The sequence below is a fragment of the Kitasatospora sp. NPDC089509 genome (genome assembly GCF_044749365.1).
GTDB lineage: Bacteria > Actinomycetota > Actinomycetes > Streptomycetales > Streptomycetaceae > Kitasatospora.
In genome coordinates this window covers 86,936-108,229 of sequence record NZ_JBIVHS010000002.1, presented here as the reverse complement: position 1 = coordinate 108,229, position 21,294 = coordinate 86,936, and the positions used below count along the sequence as shown (strand labels likewise).

3 protein-coding genes are annotated in these 21,294 nt (G+C 76.1%); 1 reads left to right on the top strand and 2 read right to left on the bottom strand.

Annotation, left to right across the window (positions count from 1 at the left end; all coding sequences use genetic code 11):
* Positions 1-75: 75 nt before the first annotated feature.
* Together ACIP4P_RS04075 and hppD are read right to left on the bottom strand one after the other, a co-directional pair.
* Positions 76-1,215: an alpha-hydroxy acid oxidase gene (locus ACIP4P_RS04075; RefSeq protein WP_400914535.1), complete on the bottom strand. Its 1,140-nt coding sequence runs from the start codon at positions 1,213-1,215 to the stop codon at positions 76-78.
* 5 nt (positions 1,216-1,220) lie between these two features.
* On the bottom strand, positions 1,221-2,339 hold the full coding sequence (gene hppD, locus ACIP4P_RS04070; protein ID WP_400914533.1) for a 4-hydroxyphenylpyruvate dioxygenase: 1,119 nt from the start codon (positions 2,337-2,339) through the stop codon (positions 1,221-1,223).
* A 433-nt stretch (positions 2,340-2,772) separates the two neighbouring features.
* On the opposite strand from hppD, the gene ACIP4P_RS04065 reads away from it, so the two are divergent.
* Positions 2,773-21,294: a non-ribosomal peptide synthase/polyketide synthase gene (locus tag ACIP4P_RS04065; protein ID WP_400914531.1), complete on the top strand. Its 18,522-nt coding sequence runs from the start codon at positions 2,773-2,775 to the stop codon at positions 21,292-21,294.

The window sequence follows — 21,294 nt, the reverse complement described above, 5'->3', positions numbered from 1 at the left end:
GGCCGGGTCGGCCAGCGAGGAGTGCAGGGCGGAGAGTTCCAGTCGGGTGGTGGTGCTGGTCAACGCGGTCTCCTGTCAGCGGGGTCGGGGGGTGTGGCCGGGCCGGAGGACGGTGCGCAGGGTACGGGCCTCGGCGGGTGCGGCGCAGCCGGCCAGGCCGAGGGCGTCCTCGAACTCGTCGGTCAGCAGGTCGAGGACGCGGGCCGCGCCGGCCCGGCCCGCGGCGGCCAGGCCCCACAGGACCGGGCGGCCGACCAGGGCGGCGTCGGCGCCGAGGGCGAGGCAGCGCAGCACGTCGAGTCCGCTGCGGATGCCGCCGTCGACGAAGACCTGGCAGTCGCTGTCGCCGACGGCGGCGCGGATCTCGCCGAGCAGTTGGACGGCGGGGACGGCGCCGTCCAGCTGGCGGCCGCCGTGGTTGGAGACGATCACGGCGTCCGCTCCGCAGCGGACGGCGAGGGCGGCGTCCTCGGGGTCGAGGATGCCCTTGAGGACCAGCGGCAGCCGGGTGAGGCCGCGCAGTTCCTCGACGTCGGCCCAGGTGAGGGTGGAGGCGAAGGCGAGCGAGGTGTGGACGGCGACGGCGGAGCCGGGGGTGGCCCGGTGGGCGGCGGAGCCGGCGGCCTCGGTGAGGTTGGCGGCGGTGACCTCGGGCGGGAGGGCGAAGCCGTTGCGGATGTCGCGCAGCCGGCGGCCCATCCAGGGCACGTCGACGGTGAGCACCAGGGCGGTGCAGCCGGCCGCCTCGGCGCGGCGGACCAGGTCGAGGCGCTGGGCGCGGTCGCGCAGCCAGTACAGCTGGAACCAGGTGGTGGCGCCGGTCGCGGTGATCCGCTCGATCGGGTAGCTGCTGAGGGTGGCGGCGGTGAACGGCACGCCCGCCTCGGCGGCGGCCCGGGCGGCGGCCAACTCGCCGTCCGGGTGGGCGAGTCGGTGGTAGGCGACGGGGGCGACGGCGAGCGGCGCGGCGGCCAGGGTGCCGAGCAGGGAGGTGGCGGTGGTGCGGGCGGAGACGTCCCGCAGGACCCGCGGCACCAGGAAGACCTCGTCCAGTGCGGCGCGGTTGGCGGCCAGGCTGGTCTCGGCGCCGCTGCCGCCGGCGATGAAGTCCCGGGCGCCGGGCGGCAGCAGGCCGGCGGCGGCGGCCTCGACCTCGGCGACGGTGAGCTGGTGGGCGAGGGCGGGCGGCGCGGGGGCGGTACGCGCTTCGGCCACGGTGGTCACTCCTGCCCGCCGTCCTGCCGGAGGCGCTCGACCTCGACGGCCTCGTACAGCGCCTTGATGTTGGAGCTGCCGAAGGTCTCGGCGCCGATCCGCTCGATGACCTCGAAGAACAGGGTGCGGCGTTCGTGGCCGGAGCGGGTGAAGATCTGGAACAGCTGGCCGCCGTGGTCCTCGTCGATCAGCAGGCTCAGCTCGCGCAGTTCGGCCACCGTGTGGGTGCGCGGGGCGACCCGGTCGGCGAGCGCGTCGTAGTAGGCGCCGGGGGTGCTGAGGAAGTGCACGCCGCGCTCCGCGAGGGCGCGGACGGAGCGGACGGCGTCGGCGCTGGCGAAGGCGAGGTGCTGGACGCCGGCGCCGCCGTGCCGCTTGAGGAACATGTCGATCTGGCCGGGGTCGGCGGTGGTGTCGGGCTCTATGACCGTGAAGGTGACGCCGCGGTCGGCGCTCTGCACGACCTGGGAGTTCATCGCCTGGGTGCCGACCTCGATCCGCTCCTCGAAGGTCTGCTCGAAGCCGAGGACGTCCCGGTAGTACGCGATGGTGGCGTCCAGTTCGCCGCCGGGGACGCAGACGGCGAAGTGGTCGAGCTCCAGCAGGCCGGGGGCGTCGGCCGACTCGCCTACGGCGGCCGGTTCGCCCACGGACGGGGCCGGGACGAAGCCGGGCGGGAGCGTGCCGGGGTCGGCCGGGTCGCGCTGGACGAAGGTGTGGACGACGTCGCCGAAGCCGCCGACGGTCGCCACCACTGTACGGAACTCACCGTCCAGGACGCGCGGTTCGGCGATCGGGCGGCCGCCGCGGCGCACCGCCTCGGCGAAGGCCGCGGCCGCGTCGGCGGTGCGCAGCGCGATGCCGGCGACGCCGTCGCCGTGGGCCAGCACGTAGGCGGTGGCGGGGTGGTCGTCCGCAGTGGCCGCGGTCAGCGCGAGGCTGATCCGGCCCTGGGCGAGGGCCAGGCCGCGCAGGCCGTCGGCGGCCGGTCCGGTGGTGCCGACGACGGTGAAGCCGAAGCGCCCGCACAGGTCGGCGGCGGCGGCGTCCACGTCGGCGACGTGGAGTTCGACGTGGTCGAGGCCGAGGTCCGCGGGAAAGACGGCGGTGGGCAAGGAGCTCATGCTGATGTCCTCTGCTCGCTCTGAGGGTCCGTTGGGGTGCCGGATCCGGACAGTAGCGGGGGTCCCTGAACGGTCCGCTCCGTTCCGGATGAACCGTTTCGCGGCCAACTTTCGTACCCATGGATGAACTTGGCCGGTAGCGCCCTTACCAGAAACCAGGTCGATGCGCTGGTGATTCGGTCAAGGTTTCCCTGATCTTCACCTGGGCGACGTTCGGAGCCACCGACGGCCGCCTGACCTGCGACTACATTGATCGAGGCCACGGGGCGTGACCGGCCGTCACCCGGTTCCGGCACGCCCGTGGGCACCCCTCAGCGTGCCCCCGTCGCCCTCCCGCGCCCCCGCGCCGGGCCCTCCGCCCGCCGCCGCGCACCCCCGCAGCACCACCGCAGCACCCCGTACGAATCCACGCCGACCAACGGAGCCCTCAACGATGTCGGACGTCTCCCCCACCAGTTGGCCGCTGCTCGCCGGGCAGTCCGGCCTGTGGTTCGCCCAGCAGCTCGACCCCGCCTCCCCCGCCTACCAGGTCTCCGAGTGCACGGAGATCCACGGCGCGATCGACCCGGCGGTGTTCGAGCGGGCGGTGCGCCGGACCGTGCGGGAGTGCGAGGCGTTCCGGCTGCGGTTCGCCGTCGTCGACGGCGTGACGGTCCAGCGGGTGGTCGAGGACGGGGACTGGCCGCTGCCGCTGGTGGACGTGAGCGGGGAGTCCGACCCGTGGGCGGCCGCGCTCGACCGGATGCGGGCCGACCTGGCCCGTCCGCTCGACCCCTCGCGGGGGCGCGGCTTCACCCAGCTGCTGTTCCGGGCCGCCGAGGACCGCTGGTTCTGGTACCAGCGGGCCCACCACGCCCTGGTCGACGGCTTCACCGGCCCGCTGATCGCGGCCCGGGTCGCCGAGGTCTACTCGGCGCTGGCCGAGGGCCGCGAGCCCGCCGCCGAGGGGGCGCTGCCGGGCTTCCGCCACCTGGTCGAGCAGGAGGCCGAGTACCGCGCCTCGGCGACGTACGAGGCCGACCGCCGGTACTGGCTGGAGCGGCTGGCCGACCGCCCCGAGCCGGCCACCCTGGCGGGCCGCACCGCCCCCGCCGCCCACACCCACCTGCGGCACGGCATCGAGCTCTCCCCCGCCCACGCCGACGCGCTGCGGGCCGGCGCCCGCCGGCTCGGGGTCAGCCGCTCGGTGGTCCTGCTGGCGGCGGCCGCGCTGTACACCGGCCGGCTCACCGGCGCGCCGGAGGTCGTCCTCGGGCTGCCGGTGACCGCCCGGGTCGGCCGCACCGCCCGCGCCGTTCCCGGCATGCTCACCAACGTGCTGCCGCTGCGCCTGTCGGCGGACCCCGGCCGGACGGTCGGCGAGCTGCTGCGCCACACCAGCGCCACCGCCCGCGAGGCGCTGCGCCACCAGCGCTACCGCTACGAGGAGCTCCGCCGGGAGCTCGGACTCCTCGGCGGCACCGGGCAGTTGGCCGGCGCGACGGTCAACATCATGTCCTTCGACTACGACCTCTCCTTCGGCGGCCACCCCGCGACCTTCCACAACCTGGGCAACGGCCCGGTCGAGGACCTCGCCTTCGTGGTCTACGACCGGCAGGCCGGCCGGGGCATGCGGCTGGTCGTCGACGCCAACCCCGCGCTGTACGAGGAGCGGGAGCTGGCCGGGCACGCCGAGCGCTTCCTGCGGCTGCTCGACCGCCTCGCCGCGAGCGGGGCCGACCAGCCGGTCGGCCGGATCGCCCTGCTGGAGCCCGCCGAGGACGCGCGGCTGCTCGCGGCCGGCACCGGCGATGCGGCGCCCGTCGAACGGACCACCCTGACCGAGCTGTTCCAGCGGCGCGCCGCCCGGACGCCGGAGGCCACCGCGGTCGTCTGCCGGGGCGAGCGGGTGGACTTCGCCGAGCTCAACGCCCGGGCCAACCGGCTCGCCCGGACGCTGGTCGAGCGTGGCGTCGGCGCCGAGGACCTGGTCGCGCTGGCGCTGCCGCGCTCGGTCGAGCTGGTGGTGGCGCTGCTCGCCGTGCTGAAGACGGGCGCGGCCTACCTGCCGGTCGACCCGACCTGGCCCGCCGAGCGGATCGGGTACATGCTGGCCGACGCCCGGCCGGTGCTGGCGCTCGCCGCCGAGGAGACCGCGGCCGTCCTGGCGGGCTGCGACGCCCCGGTGCTGCTGCTTCCCGCGACGACCCACGCGGACGGCTCCGATCACGACGGCTCCGACCTGACCGACGGCTCCGATCACGACCGCGCCGACCTGACCGACGGCTCGGATCTGACGGACGCCGACCGGCTGCGCCCGCTCCTGCCCGAGCACCCGGCCTACGTCGTCTACACCTCCGGCTCCACCGGCCGCCCGAAGGGCGTGGTCGGGGTGCACGCCGCCGAGGTCAACCACCTGGGCGCGATCGCCCGCCGCCACCCGTACCTCCCCGGCCGCCCGCTGCTGGCCAAGAGCTCGCTGAGCTTCGTGGACGGCTCCAGCGAGCTGCTGGGCGCACTGCTGCACGGCGAGGGCCTGGTCCTCGCCGACGGCGAGCAGGCCAAGGACCCGCTGGCACTGGCCGGGCTGATCGCCGAGCACCGGGTCGGCCGGATCATCGTGGTCCCCAGCCTGCTGGCGGCGATGCTGGACACCGCCGACCCGGCCGAACTGGCGCTCTGCGGGCTGTGGATCACCACCGGCGAGAGCATCCCGCCGTACCTGGCGGCCCGCTTCGCCGCCGTGCTGCCGGACGCCCGGCTGGTCAACTTCTACGGCTCCTCCGAGATCTGCGGCGACTCCGTCTCCGGCGACTGCGACGCCGGGCGCCAGCCGATCGGCCTGCCCTTCGACAACACCACCGCGTACGTGCTGGACGCCGCGCTGCGGCCGGTCCCGGCCGGAGCGGTCGGCGAGCTGTACGTGGGCGGCGCCGCCCCGGTCCGCGGCTACCTGCGCCGGGCCGGGCTGACGGCGGAACGTTTCCTCGCGGACCCGTACGGCCTGCCGGGCAGCCGGATGTACCGCACCGGCGACCTGGCGCGCTGGAACCCGGCCGGCTCGATCGACCTGCTCGGCCGGGCCGACGCCCAGGTCAAGGTGCGCGGCAACCGGGTCGAACCCGGCGAGGTGGAGGCCGCGCTGACCGGGCACCCGGCGGTGCGCCGGGCCGTCGTGGTGGTGCGCGAGGACCGGCCGGGCGACCAGCGGCTGGTCGGCTACGTCGTCCTCGACGAGTCCGCGGCCGCCTCCGCACCCGCCGACGACCGGGAGGAGCTGCGGCGCCACCTGCGCGGCACCCTGCCCGAGTACATGGTGCCGAGCGCCCTGGTCGCGCTGCCCGCCCTGCCGCTCACCCCGAGCGGCAAGATCGACCGACTCGCGCTGCCCGCACCCGAGTTCACCGCCTCCGACGATGCCCGCGCCCCGCGCGACGAGCGCGAGGAACTGCTCTGCGCCGCCTTCGCCGAGGTGCTCGGCCTGCCCGCGGTCGGAATCGAGGACGACTTCTTCGCGCTCGGCGGGCACTCGCTGCTGGCCACCCGGCTGCTCGGCCGGGTACGGGCCGCGCTCGACGTCGAGCCGCAGCTGCGCGACCTGTTCGAGGCCCCGACCGTCGCCGCCTTCGCCGAGCGGATCGGCGCCGGCGTGGTCACCCCTGCCCGACCTTCACTCGCCGCCGCCGAGCGGCCCGCCGAACTCCCGCTGTCCTACGCCCAGCAGCGCCTGTGGTTCCTGGAGCGGATGGGCACCGCCGGCGCCGCCTACCACCTGCCGCTGGCGGTCCGGCTCTCCGGCCCGCTCGACTCCGACGCCCTGACGGCCGCCCTCGGCGACGTCGTGGCGCGGCACGAGGCGCTGCGCACGGTCTTCACCGAGAACGCCGCGGGTGACCCCCGGCAGCGGGTGCTGGAGGTCGCGCGAGCGGCGGTCGACTGCCCGGTCGTGGACGTCACCGAGCCGCAGCTCGCCGGGGCGATGGCCGCGCATGCGGCGCCCGCCTTCGACCTCACCGCCGAACTCCCGCTGCGCGCGGTCCTGTTCAGGATCGCCGCAGACGAGCACGTGCTTCAGCTGACGGTCCATCACATCGCCGCCGACGGTGCTTCGATGGCGCCGCTCGCCCGCGACCTCTCCACGGCCTACACCGCCCGCCGCGCCGGCACCGCGCCGCGGTGGACCGAACTGCCCGTCCAGTACGCCGACTACGCGCTCTGGCAGCGCGAGCTGCTCGACGGCGCGGCGGCCGAGCGCGGGCTCGACCACTGGCGCGAGGCCCTGGCCGGTCTGCCGACCGAGCTGGAGCTGCCGACCGACCGCCCCCGGCCCGCCGTGGCGGGCCACCGCGGCTCCACCGTGCCCGTCACGGTGTCCGCCGCCACCCACCGCCGGCTCGCCGAGCTGGCCCGGGCCGAGGGGGCGACCGTCTTCATGGCGCTCCAGGCCTCGCTGGCCGCCCTGCTCAGCCGCCTGGGCGCGGGCGAGGACATCCCGCTCGGCACCCCGGTGGCCGGGCGCGCCGACGCCGCACTGGAGGAGCTGGTCGGCTTCTTCGTCAACACCCTGGTGCTGCGCACCGACGTCTCCGGCGACCCGAGCTTCCGCGAACTCCTGGGCCGGGTCCGGGAGTCGGACCTCTCGGCCTTCGCCCACCAGGACGTCCCGTTCGAGCAGCTGGTGGACGTGCTCAACCCGGCCCGGTCGACCGCCCGGCACCCGCTGTTCCAGGTCATGCTGACCCTGCAGAACAACGCCGCGGCCGCCCTCGACCTGCCGGGCCTGCACGCCCGGGTGGAGCCGACCGGCGCCCCGGCGGCCAAGTTCGACCTGGCCCTGAGCCTGACCGAACTCACCTCCGACGAAGCCGGTTTCGGTGGCATCGAGGGCACCGTCGAGTACGCCGAGGAGGTGTTCGACCGGGCGACCGTCGAGCAGTTGTCGGCCCGCTGGGCCCGGCTGATCGACGCGGTGACCGCCGACCCCGGGCGGCGGATCGGCGCGGTGGAGATCCTGACCGAGGAGGAGCGCGAGCACGTCCTCGACCGCTGGAACGACACCGCCGCCGAGGTCCCCGACCGCACCCTGCCGGAGCTGTTCGAGGCCCAGGCCGCCCGCACCCCCGGCGCGACCGCCCTGGTCTTCGAGGGCACCGAGCTGACGTACGCCGAACTCGACGACCGGGCCGACCGCCTGGCCCGGCTGCTGGCCGCCCACGGCGCCGGTCCGGAGCGCACCGTCGCGGTGGTGCTGGAGCGCTCGGTCGAGCTGGTGGTCGCCCTGCTGGCGGTGGTGAAGTCCGGCGCGGCCTACCTGCCGGTCGACCCGCACCTGCCGGCCGAGCGGATCGGCGCGCTGCTGACGGACGGCGCGCCCGCCCTGGTGCTCGCCACCGCGGCCACCCGTGCCGCGCTGCCGGACACCGCCACCGAGGTCGTGCCGCTGGACGACCCCGCCGTCCTGGCGCGGCTCGCCGCCGACCCGGCCGGTCCGCGCCCGGCCGCCCCGCACCCGCTGAACCCGGCCTACGTGATCTTCACCTCCGGCTCCACCGGCCGCCCCAAGGGCGTCGCCGTCCCGCACCGGGGCATCGTCAACCGGCTGGCCTGGATGCAGCACGCCTACCGGATCGGCGCCGGGGACCGCGTCCTGCAGAAGACGCCGTTCGGCTTCGACGTCTCCGTCTGGGAGTTCTTCTGGCCGCTGCTGGAGGGCGCCGCACTGGTGGTCGCCAAGCCCGGCGGGCACCAGGACCCGGCCCACCTGGCCGAGTTGATCCGCCGCGAGCGGATCACCGTCACCCACTTCGTGCCGTCCATGCTTCAGGCCTTCGTCCAGGAGCCGGGCGCGGCCGGGTGCACCGGCCTGCGCGCGGTGCTCTGCTCCGGCGAGGCCCTGCCCGCCGAGCTGCGCGACCGGTTCCTCGGCGTCCTGCCGGGCGTGCCGCTGCACAACCTGTACGGCCCGACGGAGGCCTCCGTCGACGTCACCGCCTGGGACTGCGCCGCCCCCGCGAGCGGCCCCGGCGTGCCGATCGGCCGTCCGGTCTGGAACACCCGGGTGTACGTGCTCGACGGCCGGCTCCGGCCGGTCGCCCCCGGGGTGCCCGGCGAGCTCTACCTGGCCGGCGTCCAGCTGGCCCGCGGCTACCTGGGCCGCCCCGGCCTGACCGCCGATCGCTTCACCGCCGACCCGTACGGCCCGGTGGGTTCCCGGATGTACCGCACCGGTGACATCGCCCGCTGGACCGCCGACGGCGCCCTGGTCTTCGCCGGCCGCGCCGACGACCAGGTCAAGATCCGCGGCTTCCGGATCGAACTCGGCGAGATCGAGGCCCAGTTGGCGGCCCACCCGGACATCGACCACGCCGCCGTGGTCGTCCGCGAGGACCGCCCCGGCGACAAGCGCATCGTCGGCTACCTGGTCGCCGCCGGGGACGTCGACCTCGCGGGCGTCCGCAGGCACCTCGCGGCGGTGCTGCCCGACTACATGGTCCCGTCCGCCCTGGTGGAGCTGGCCGCCCTGCCGGTCACGGCCAACGGCAAGCTGGACCGCCGGGCCCTGCCCGCCCCCGCCCTGACCGCGGAGCCGGCCGGGCGGGCGCCGCGCACCGCGCGCGAGGCCCGGCTGGTGGCGCTGTTCGCCGAGCTGCTGGGCGCCCCCGAGGTGTCGGTGGACGACGACTTCTTCGCCCTCGGCGGGCACTCCCTGCTGGCCACCCGCCTGGTCAGCCGGGTCCGCACCGTGCTCGGGGTGGAGCTGCCGGTCCGCGACCTGTTCGAGGCGCCGACCGTCGCCGCGCTGGCCGAGCGGCTGGAGCGGGCCGAGGGGGCCCGACGGCCGCTGCTGCGGGCCGAGCGGCCCGAGGCGGTGCCGGTCTCCTCGGCGCAGCGCCGGCTCTGGTTCCTCAACGGCCTCGGCGCGGGCGGCGCCTACCACATGCCGCTGGCCGTCCGGCTCTCCGGCCCACTGGACACCGCCGCGCTCGCGGCCGCGCTCGGCGACGTCTCCGCCCGGCACGAGTCCCTGCGCACGGTGTTCACCGAGGGCCCGGACGGCCTGCCGTACCAGGTGGTGCGGGCCGCGGCCGCCGTACCGCTGCCGGTGCGCCCGGCCACCGAGGACGGGCTGGCCGCCGCACTGCGCGCCGAGGCCGCCCGGCCGTTCGACTTGGCCGCCGAACTCCCGCTGCGCGCCGCGCTGTTCGCGCTCGCCGCGGAGGAGCACGTCCTGCAGCTGACGCTCCACCACATATCCGGCGACGGGTGGTCGCTGGCCCCGCTGGCCGCCGACGTCTCCGCCGCGTACGCCGCCCGACGGGCCGGACTGGCCCCGCAGTGGGACGAACTCCCGGTGCAGTACGCCGACTTCGCGCTCTGGCAACGGGAGCTGCTGGGCCGCGAGGAGGACCCCGACAGCCTGCTCGGCCGGCAGCTGGCGCACTGGCGCACCGCGCTCCAGGGCCTGCCCGAGGAGCTGGCGCTGCCGACCGACCGACCGCGCCCGGCCGTCGCCGGCCACCGGGGCGAGCTGGCCGCCGTGGAGATCCCGGCGGCCGTCCACGCCCGCCTGGCGGAGGTGGCCCGGCAGCACGGGGTGACCGTGTTCATGGTGCTCCAGGCCGCGCTGGCCGCCCTGCTCACCCGGCTCGGCGCCGGCGAGGACATCCCGCTCGGCACCCCCGTCGCCGGGCGCACCGACGAGGCCCTGGACGACCTGGTCGGCTTCTTCGTCAACACCCTCGTCCTGCGCACCGACACCAGCGGCGACCCCAGCTTCGCCGAGCTGCTGCGCCGGGTCCGGGACACCGACCTGGCCGCCCAGCAGCACCAGGACGTGCCGTTCGAGCAGCTGGTCGACGCCCTCAACCCGACCCGCTCGCTGGCCCGCCACCCGCTGTTCCAGATCATGCTGGCGCTGCAGAACAACACCCGGGCCGTGCTGGACCTGCCGGGCCTGGCGAGCCGGATCGAGCCGGTCGCCGCCGACACCGCGATGTTCGACCTGTTCCTCAACCTGTCCGAGCACACCGGCCCGGACGGCCGGCCGGACGGCATCCGGGGCTCCGTCGAGTACGCCACCGACCTGTACGAGCGCGGCACCGTGGAGACCCTGGTCACCCGCTGGGTGCGGCTGCTGGCCGCCCTGGTGGAGGCCCCGGAGCAGCCGATCGGCGCGGCCGCGCTGCTCACCGACGCCGAGCGCTCGACCGTGCTGACCGCGTGGAACGCCACCGCCCGGAGCATCCCGCCGGCCCTGCTGCCGGAGCTGTTCGCGGCGCAGACCGCCCGCACCCCGCAGGCCGTCGCGCTCGGCTGCGAGGGCGTGGAGCTGACGTACGCCGAGCTGGACGCCCGCGCCGAGCGGCTGGCCCGGCTGCTGGCCGCCCGCGGCGCCGGGCCGGAGCGCCGGGTCGCGCTGGCGCTGCCGCGCACCGCCGAGCTGGTGGTGGCGCTGCTCGCGGTGCTCAAGTCCGGTGCGGCGTACGTCCCGGTGGACCCGGAGTACCCCGCGGAGCGGATCGCCTACGTGCTGGCGGACTCCGCCCCGGTGCTGGTGCTGGCCACCGCCGACACCGCCGACCGGCTGCCGGCCGAACTCCCCTGCCCGGTACTCTTGTTGGACGCACCGCAGGAGGAGCCCGGCGCCGAGGTCGCGCTCGCCGCGCCGCTGCCCGCGCACCCCGCGTACGTCATCTACACCTCCGGCTCCACCGGAAGGCCCAAGGGCGTGGTGCTCTCGCACGCCAACCTGGCCAACTTCCTGGCCGACATGGCCGAGCGCTTCCCGCTCACCGCCGAGGACCGCTGGGCCGCCGTCACCACCGTCTCCTTCGACATCGCCGCCCTGGAGCTGTACCTGCCGCTGGTCTCCGGCGCCCGGGTGGAGCTGGTGCCCCGCTCCACCGTGCGCGACCCCGGCGCGCTGGCCGCCCTGCTGGCGGACTCCGGCGCGACCGTCGTCCAGGCCACGCCCTCGCTGTGGCGGGCGCTGGCCGAGCACGCCGCCGAACTCCCGCCGCTGCGCGTGCTGGTGGGCGGCGAGGCGCTGCCCGCGCCGCTGGCCGGGGAGCTGTGCCGGATCGGCGACGTCACCAACCTGTACGGGCCGACCGAGACCACCATCTGGTCCACCACCTCGCCCGTCACCCCGGACGCCGCCCCGACGATCGGACGCCCGATCGCCAACACCCGGGTGTACGTGCTCGACGAGCGCCTGCGGCCGGTCCCGCCCGGCGTCGCCGGGGAGCTGTGGCTCGCCGGCGACGGCCTGGCCCGCGGCTACCACGACCGCCCGGCGCTGACCGCCGAGCGCTTCACCGCCGACCCGTACGGCCCGGACGGCGCCCGGATGTACCGCACCGGCGACCGCGCCCGCTGGAGCGACGGCGGCGAGCTGGTCTTCCTCGGCCGCGCCGACGCCCAGGTCAAGATCCGCGGCCACCGGATCGAGCCCGGCGAGATCGAGGCCGCGCTGCTGCGCCACCCCGGCGTCGCCCAGAGCGCCGTGCTGGCCCGGGAGGACCACCCCGGCGACGTCCGGCTGGTCGGCTACGTGGTGCCCGCCGCCGAGGCCGCCGACCGCGACCCCGGCCGGGAGGCCGAGCAGGTCGGCGGCTGGCAGACGGTGTTCGACGCCGAGTACCGGCAGAGCGCCGAGCGCGCCCTGGGCGCCGACTTCGACCTGTGGAAGAGCAGCTACGACGGCCGGGCCATCCCGGCCGAGGAGATGGCCGAGTGGCGGGACACCACCGTCGCCCGGATCCTCGGACTGGCCCCGCGCCGGGTGCTGGAGCTGGGCGTCGGCAGCGGGCTGCTGCTGGCCCAGCTCGCGCCGCGGGTGGAGGCCTACCACGGCGCCGACGTCTCCGGCGCGGCGATCGACGCGCTGCGCGCCAAGGTCGCCGGGGTGCCGGAGCTGACCGGGCGGGTCGAGCTGTCGGCCCGGCCCGCGCACGACCTGGCCGGTCTGCCCGCCGGGTCCTTCGACACCGTCGTGGTCAACTCCGTCGCGCAGTACTTCCCGAGCGCCGAGTACCTGGTGGACGTGGTCCGCCGGGCGCTGGACCTGGTCGCCCCCGGCGGCGCGGTGTTCCTCGGCGACCTGCGCAACCTGCGGCTCCAGCGGAGCTTCCAGACCGCGATCCGGCTCGGCCGGGCGGCGGCGGACGCCGACCCGGCGGCCCTGCTGCGCGAGGCCGGGCAGGCCGTCGCCGGTGAGGAGGAGCTGCTGGTCGACCCCGCGCTGTTCGCGGCCCTGGCCCGTGAGCTGCCGGAGCTCGGCGGCGCCGAGGTGCTGCTGCGGCGCGGCCGCCACCACAACGAGCTGAGCCGCTACCGCTACGACGCGGTGCTGCGCCGCCGCCCGCTCGCCCAGGACCCGGCCGGGCCCGCCCTGCGGCACCGCTGGACCGGCGAACTCGCCGAGGCGGTCCGGGTGTTGGACGAGGAGCGGCCGGAGCGACTGCGGCTGACCCACGTCCCGAACGGCCGGATCGCGGCCGAGCTGGCCGCGCTGCGGATCCTGGACGGCGGCGGCACCGTGGCGGAGGCCCGCGCGGCCGCCGCCACCGCCCCCGACCCGGCCGCCGCCCCCGACCCGGAGGACTTCCACCCGCTCGGCGAGCGGCTGGGCTACCGGGTCGCCGTCGAGTGGTCGGCCGTCGACCCGGGCGCGGTGGAGGTGGTGTTCTCGGCGCCCGGCGTCGGCCCCGAGCCGACCGGGTCCGCCCCGACCGCCCCGACCGCCTCCTTCACCAACGTCCCGGCCGGTGCCCGGGACCGCTCCGCCCTGGTGCGCGAGCTGCGCGATCACCTGATCGGGCTGGTGCCCGCCCATATGGTGCCGAGCGCCCTGGTGGTGCTGGACGCCATGCCGCTGACGCCCAACGGCAAGCTCGACCGCCGCGCCCTGCCCGCCCCCGCCGTGAGCGCCGGCCCGGTCGGCCGCGCCCCGCGCACCGAGCGCGAGGAACTGCTCTGCGCCGTGTTCGCCGAGGTGCTGGGCCGTACCGCGGTCTCCGTGGACGACGACTTCTTCGCCCTCGGCGGGCACTCCCTGCTCGCCACCCGCCTGGTCAGCCGGGTCCGCGCCGTGCTCGGCGCCGAGCTGGAGATCCGGGACCTCTTCGAGGCGCCCACCGTCGCGGGCCTCGCCACCCGCCTCGACCGGGCCGCCACCGCCCGGCCGGCCCTGGTCGCCGGCGAGCGGCCGGAGCACCTCCCGGTCTCCTACGCCCAGCGCCGACTCTGGCTGCTGGACCGGCTGGGCACCGCGGGCACCGCCTACCACCTGCCGCTGGCCGTCCGCCTGCACGGCGGGCTGGACGCCCGCGCCCTGGACGCGGCCCTGCGGGACGTCGTCGACCGGCACGAGGCGCTGCGCACCGTCTTCACCGAGGGTCCGGACGGCGAGCCGCTGCAGCTCGTCCGCCCCGAGCCGGCCGTCCAGCTGGCCGTCGCCCCGGCGACCGAGGCGGACCTGCCCGGACTGCTGGCCGCCGAGGCCGCCCGCCCATTCGACCTGGCCGCCGAACTCCCGCTGCGCGCCGCACTGTTCACCCTCGCCCCGGAGGAGCACGTGCTGCTCCTGACGGTCCACCACATCGCGGCGGACGGCTGGTCGATGGCCCCGCTGGCCCGCGACGTCTCCGCCGCGTACACCGCCCGGCTGGCCGGCACCACCCCGCAGTGGCCCGAACTCCCGGTCCAGTACGCGGACTACGCGCTCTGGCAGCGCGCCCTGCTCGCGGACGGCACCGCCGAGCGCCAGCTCGCCCACTGGCGGGAGGCCCTGGCCGGCCTGCCGGAGGAACTGGCCCTGCCCACCGACCGACCGCGCCCGGCCGTGGCCGGCCACCGGGGCGACGCCGTCCCGCTGGTCGTCCCGGCCGAGCTGCACGGCGCCCTGGCCGAGCTGTCCCGCTCGCACGGCGTCACCCTGTTCATGGTGCTCCAGGCCGCGCTGGCCGCCCTGCTCACCCGGCTCGGCGCCGGCGAGGACATCCCGCTCGGCACCCCCGTCGCCGGGCGCACCGACGAGGCCCTGGACGACCTGGTCGGCTTCTTCGTCAACACCCTCGTCCTGCGCACCGACACCAGCGGCGACCCCACCTTCAGCGAGCTGCTGCACCGCGTCCGGGACACCGACCTCACCGCCCACCAGCACCAGGACGTCCCCTTCGAGCAGCTGGTCGACGCCCTCAACCCGACCCGCTCGCTCGCCCGCCACCCGCTGTTCCAGACCATGCTGACCCTGCAGAACACCACCGAGGCGGTGCTCGAACTGCCGGGCGCGCGGGGCACGGTGGAGCCCATGGGCGCCCCGGACGCCAAGTTCGACCTGTCGCTGCGACTGGCCGAACGCCCCGGCGGACAGGGCCTGACGGGCGCACTGGAGTTCGCCGTCGACCTGTTCGACCGCACCACCGCCGAGCGGCTCGCCGAGCGCTGGCTGCGCCTGCTGACCGCCGTGGCCGCCGAGCCCGGCCGCCGGATCGGCGAGGTCGACCTGCTGGACGACGCCGAACGCTCCCGCATCCTCACCGAGTGGAGCACCGGCGCCCCGGCCTCCGCCCCCGGCGGGACCCTGGCCGAACTGTTCGAGCGGCAGGCCGCCCGCACCCCGGACGCCCTCGCGCTGGTCGCGGCCGGCCGGGAGCTGAGCTACGCCGAGCTCAACGCCCGCGCCAACCGGCTGGCCCGGCTGCTCACCGCCCACGGCGTCGGCCCGGAGCGGATCGTCGCCCTGCTGCTGCCCCGCACCCCCGACCTGGTGACGGCGCTGCTCGCGGTCGCCAAGGCCGGCGGCGCCTACCAGCCGCTGGACCCGAACCACCCGGCCGAGCGGCTCGGCTACCTGCTGGACGACGCGGCGCCCGTGCTGCTGCTCACCGACCGGGCGACGGCCGCCCTCGCCCCGGCCGGGGCGGGCGTCCCCACCCTGCTGCTGGACGAGGACACCACCCTGGACCAGCTGGCCGAGCTGCCCGCCGCCGACCTCACCGACGCCGACCGCACCGCCCCGCTGCTGCCGAACCACCCGGTGTACGTCATCCACACCTCCGGCTCCACCGGCCGCCCCAAGGGCGTCGTGGTCGAGCATCGCTCGCTGGTCAACTACCTGCGCTGGAGCGGTTCTTCGTACGCCGCCGCGCAGGGCACCGCGCTGGTGCACTCGCCGGTCTCCTTCGACCTGACCGTGGTCGGCCTCTACACCCCGCTCACCACCGGCGGCACCGTGCACCTCGCCGCACTGGAGCACGACCCGGCCACCCTGCGCGCCGCCACCGCGCACCCCACCACCTTCATGAAGTGCACCCCCAGCCACCTGCCGATGCTGGAGGACCTCCCGGCCGGCTTCTCCCCGACCGGGCAGCTGCTGCTCGGCGGCGAGGCGCTCACCGCCGAGGCGCTGGCCACCTGGCGGGCCCGGCACCCGCGGGCCGAGGTGGTGCAGCACTACGGCCCGACCGAGGCGACCGTGCACTGCACCGAGAAGCGCCTCGCCGCCGGCACCGAACTCCCGCCCGGCCCGGTCCCGTTGGGCCGTCCGATCGCGGGCGCCCGGCTGTACGTGCTGGACGGCCGGCTGCGCCCGGTGCCGGCCGGCGTGCCCGGCGAGCTGTACATCGCCGGCGCCGGCCTGGCCCGCGGCTACCTCGACCGGCCCGGCCTGACCGCCGAGCGCTTCACCGCCGACCCGTACGGCGCCCCCGGCGCGAGGATGTACCGCACCGGCGACCTGGCCCGCTGGACGGCCGACGGCGAACTGGCCTTCCTCGGCCGCTCCGACGACCAGGTGAAGATCCGCGGCTTCCGGATCGAACTCGGCGAGGTGGAGGCCGCGTTGGGCCGCCTGCCCGAGGTGCGCCGGGCCGCCGTCGTGGTCCGCGAGGACCGGCCCGGTGACAAGCGCCTGGTGGGCTACCTGGTGCCCGCCGACGGCACCCGGCCCGACCCGGCGGCGCTGCGCCGCGCACTCGCCGCCGGCCTGCCCGAGTACCTGGTCCCGGCCGCCCTGGTGCTGCTGGACGCCCTGCCGACCACCGGCAACGGCAAGCTCGACCGCCGCGCGCTGCCCGCGCCGGACTGGTCGGCCGCCGCCACCGCCGGACGGGCGCCGCGCACCTTCCGCGAGGAGGTGCTCTGCGCGCTCTTCGAGGAGGTGCTCGGGGTCGCCGAGGTCTCGGCCGAGGACGACTTCTTCGCCCTCGGCGGGCACTCGCTGCTCGCCACCCGCCTGGTCAGCCGGGTCCGCGTCCTGCTCGGCGCCGAACTCGCCCTCCGGGACCTCTTCGAGGCGCCCACCGTCGCGGGCCTCGCCGCCCGCCTCGACCGGGCCGCCACCGCCCGGCCGGCCCTGATCGCGGGCGAGCGGCCCGCGGAGCTGCCCGCCTCCCACGCCCAGCGCCGGCTCTGGCTGCTCGACCGGCTCGGCGACGGCGGGGCCGCCTACCACCTGCCGATGGCCGTCCGGCTGTCCGGCCCGCTGGACACCGCCGCACTGACGGCCGCCGTCGGTGACGTGACCGCCCGGCACGAGGCGCTGCGCACGGTGTTCACCGAGGGCCCGGACGGACTGCCGTACCAGCGGATCCTCGACCGGGTGACGGCGCACCTGCCCGTCACCCCCGCGAGCGAGTCCACCCTCCCCGGGCTGCTCGCCGCCGAGGCCGCCCGCCCCTTCGACCTCGCCGCCGAACCGCCCCTGCGCGCCGCGCTGTTCACCCTCGCCGAGGAGGAGCACGCGATCCTGCTCACCCTGCACCACATCGCGGGCGACGGCTGGTCGCTCGCCCCGCTGGCCCGGGACGTCTCCCTCGCGTACACCGCGCGGGCCGCGGGCGAGGCGCCCCGGTGGGCCGAACTGCCGGTCCAGTACGCCGACTACGCGCTCTGGCAGCACGAGCTGCTCTCGGGGGATCTGACGGATCGTCAACTCACCTACTGGCGTCAGGCCCTGGCCGGGCTGCCGGAGGAGCTGGAGCTGCCCTTCGACCGGCCGCGCCCGCTGGAGGCGAGCCACCGGGGCGGCACGGTCGCCTTCACCGTCCCGGCGGAGGTGCACCGCGGCCTGGCCGAGCTCTCCCGCGCCCACGGGGTCACCCTCTTCATGACCCTCCAGGCCGGTCTGGCCACCCTGCTCTCCCGGCTCGGGGCGGGCACGGACATCCCGCTCGGGACGCCGATCGCCGGCCGGACGGACCAGGCGCTGGACGAGCTGGTCGGCTTCTTCGTCAACACCCTGGTGCTGCGCACCGACCTCTCCGGCGACCCGACCTTCACCGAACTCCTGGACCGGGTACGGGAGTCCGACCTCGGCGCCTACGCCCACCAGGACGTGCCCTTCGAGCAGCTGGTGGACGCGCTCAGCCCGGTGCGCTCGCTGGCCCGGCACCCGCTCTTCCAGGTGATGCTGGCGCTGCGCAACAACGCCGAGGCCGAGCTCGCCCTGCCCGGGCTGAGCGCCGCCTCCCTTCCGTTGGCGGGTGGTTCGGCCAAGTTCGACCTCTCGCTGTTCCTCACCGAGCAGTTCACGGCGGACCGCGGCCCGGCCGGGCTGCGCGGTGAACTGGAGTACGCCACCGACCTGTTCGACCGGTCGACGGCCGAGGCGATGGCGGAGCGGCTCACCCGGGTGCTGGCGGCGGTGGTCGCCGACCCGTCGCTGCGGGTCGGGGCGGTCGACGTCCTGGACGCCGCGGAGCACCGCCGCATCCTGGTCGACTGGAACGACACCGCCGCCGAGGTGCCGGCCACCACGATGTCCGCGCTGTTCGAGGCGCAGGCCGCCGCCACCCCCGATTCCCCTGCGCTGGTCTTCGAGGGCGTCGAGCTGACCTACGCCGAGCTGAACGCCCGGGCGAACCGGCTGGCCCACCTGCTGGTCGAGCACGGCGCCGGTCCGGAGCGGACGGTGGCGCTGGTGCTGGAGCGCTCGGTCGAGATGGTGGTCGCACTGCTCGCCGTGCTCAAGTCCGGCGGCGCCTACCTGCCGGTGGACCCGGAGTACCCGGCCGAGCGGATCGGCTACGTCCTGGAGGACGGCGCCCCCGCCCTGGTGCTCACCACCACCGCGACCGCCGGCGTGCTGCCGGGCGGTGTCGGGGTGCCGGTCATCGCCCTGGACCGGGCCGCGTTCGACGGGTACCCGGACACCGACCCCGCGACCCGGGCCCGCCCGGACCACCCGGCGTACGTGATCTACACCTCCGGGTCGACCGGCCGCCCCAAGGGCGTCGCCGTCCCGCACCGGGGTGTGGTCAACCGGCTGCACTGGATGCAGACCGACCATGTGATGCGCCCCGGCGACCGGGTGCTGCAGAAGACGCCGTTCGGCTTCGACGTCTCCGTGTGGGAGTTCTTCTGGCCGCTGCTCAACGGCGGCACCCTGGTGGTCGCCAGGCCGGGCGGGCACAAGGACCCGGCCTACCTGGCCGACCTGATCCGCCGCGAGCGCATCACGATCACCCACTTCGTGCCGTCCATGCTCCAGGCGTTCGTGCAGGAGCCGGGCGCCGCCGGATGCACCGGCCTGCGCGGGGTGTTCTGCTCCGGCGAGGCCCTGCCCGCCGACCTGCGGGACCGTTTCTTCGGCGTCCTGCCGGGCGTGCCGCTGCACAACCTCTACGGCCCGACCGAGGCCTCCGTCGAGGTCACCGCGTGGCGGTGCGAGCCCGGCGCGGACGGCGTCGCGGTGCCGATCGGACGGCCGGTGGCCAACACCCGGGTGTACGTCCTGGACGGCTCGCTGCGGCCGGTCGCCCCCGGGGTGCCCGGCGAGCTCTACCTGGCGGGCGTCCAGCTGGCCCGCGGCTACCTGAACCGCCCCGGGCTGACCGCCGAGCGCTTCACCGCCGACCCGTACGGCCCGGTGGGTTCCCGGATGTACCGCACCGGGGACGTGGTCCGCTGGACGGCCGACGGCGCCCTGGTCTTCGTCGGGCGTGCCGACGACCAGGTCAAGATCCGCGGCTTCCGGATCGAACTCGGTGAGATCGAGGCCCAGTTGGCCGCGCACCCGGACGTCGCCCACGCCGCCGTGATCGTCCGCGAGGACCGCCCCGGCGACAAGCGCATCGTGGGCTACCTGGTCACCCGCAACGGGGAGATCGACCAGGCGCTGGTCCGCAAGCACCTGGCGGCCGCGCTGCCCGACTACATGGTCCCGTCCGCCCTGGTCGAGCTGGACGCCCTGCCGCTCACCGCGAGCGGCAAGCTGGACCGCCGGGCCCTGCCCGCCCCGGACTTCACGGCGGCGGTGACCGAGCGGGCACCGGGCAGCGAGCGGGAGGAACTGCTCGCCGCCCTGTTCGCCGAGCTGCTCGGCCTGGAGCGGGTCGGCGTCGACGACGGCTTCTTCGAGCTGGGCGGCGACTCCATCAGCTCCATCCAGCTGGTCTCCCGGGCCCGCGCGGCCGGGCTGGTGTTCACCGCCCGGGACGTCTTCACCCGCCAGACCGTCGCCGAACTCGCCCTGATCGCGCAGGAGTCCGAGAACACCGCCACCGCCGAGGACGAGGGCAGCGGCGCACTCCCGGCCACCCCGATCATGCACTGGCTGCGCGAGCGCGGCGGCCCGGTCGACGGCTTCCACCAGGCGATGCTGCTCCAGGTCCCGGCCGCGCTCGGCCTCGACCGCCTCACCACCGCCCTGCGCACCCTGCTCGACCACCACGACGCCCTGCGCGCCCGCCTGGTCACCGGCGCGGACGGCACCTGGACGTTGGACGTCCCGCCGCCCGGCGCCACCGAGCCCCGGGTCGCCCGGGTCGACGCCGCCGGCCTCTCCGACACGCAGTTGCGGGCCCGCTTCGAGGAGCAGGCCCGGGCCGCGCAGGCCCGACTGGCCCCCGCCGAGGGCGAGATGGTGCAGCTGGTCTGGTTCGACGCCGGCCCGCAGGCCCCCGGCCGACTGCTGGTGATGATCCACCACCTGGTCGTGGACGGCGTCTCCTGGCGCATCCTGCTCCCCGACCTGGCCGCCGCCTGGCACCGCCGCGAACTCCAGCCCACCGGCACCTCCTTCCGCACCTGGGCCCACCTCCTCACCCGGGAAGCCACCCGACGCACCGACGAACTCCCCTACTGGCAAGGCGTCCAGGACGGCCCCGACCCCCTGCTCGGATCCCGCCCGCTCGACCCGCACCAGGACACCCGGGCCACCGTCGGCCACCTGGAGCTGACCCTCCCGCCCGAGCTGACCGAGCCGCTGCTGACCAGCCTCCCCGCGCAGTTCCACGCCGAGGTCAACGACGTCCTGCTGACCGGCCTCGCCCTGGCCGTCCAGCAGGCCCGCGAGGACTCCGGCAGCGTCCTGATCGAGCTGGAGGCGCACGGCCGCGAGGAGTTCACCGAGGGCGTCGACCTCTCCCGGACGGCCGGCTGGTTCACCGTCGCCCACCCGGTCCGACTGGACCCGGGCACGCCGGACCCGGCCGCGATCGCGGAATCCGGCCCGGCCCTCGGCCGTGCCCTGAAGGCGGTCAAGGACCAGCTGCGCACCGTCCGGGACCACGGCCTCGGCTACGGGCTGCTGCGCCACCTCAACCCGGAGACCGGCCCGTCCCTGGCCGAACTGCCCTCCCCCCAGCTCGGGTTCAACTACCTGGGCCGCTTCGCCACCTCGGATCCCGGCGAACCGGCCGACTGGGGCCCCGCGCCCGAACTGGGCGCGATGTTCGGCGGCGCCGACGACGCGGCCCCGCTGGCACACACCGCCACCGTCAACGCGCGAACCGAGGACCGCGCCGACGGCCCCCACTTCGTCGCCGCCTGGTCCTGGGCCACCGGGGTGCTCACCGAGCACCGGGTGCGCCGGATCGGCGAGTTGTGGTTCGAGGCGCTGACCGCCCTGGTGCGGCACGCCGGTGAAGACGGCGTCGGAGGGCTGAGCACCTCGGACGTCTCCCTGGTCGAGCTGAGCCAGGACGAGATCGACCTGTTCGAAGACGAGTTCGCGGATTGGGACCTGTAA

Excerpts from the sequence above, each read along its gene's own strand:
- hppD (WP_400914533.1), bottom strand. The coding sequence starts at position 2,339 with ATGAGCTCCTTGCCCACCGCCGTCTTTCCCGCGGACCTCGGCCTCGAC.
- ACIP4P_RS04065 (WP_400914531.1), top strand. The coding sequence starts at position 2,773 with ATGTCGGACGTCTCCCCCACCAGTTGGCCGCTGCTCGCCGGGCAGTCC.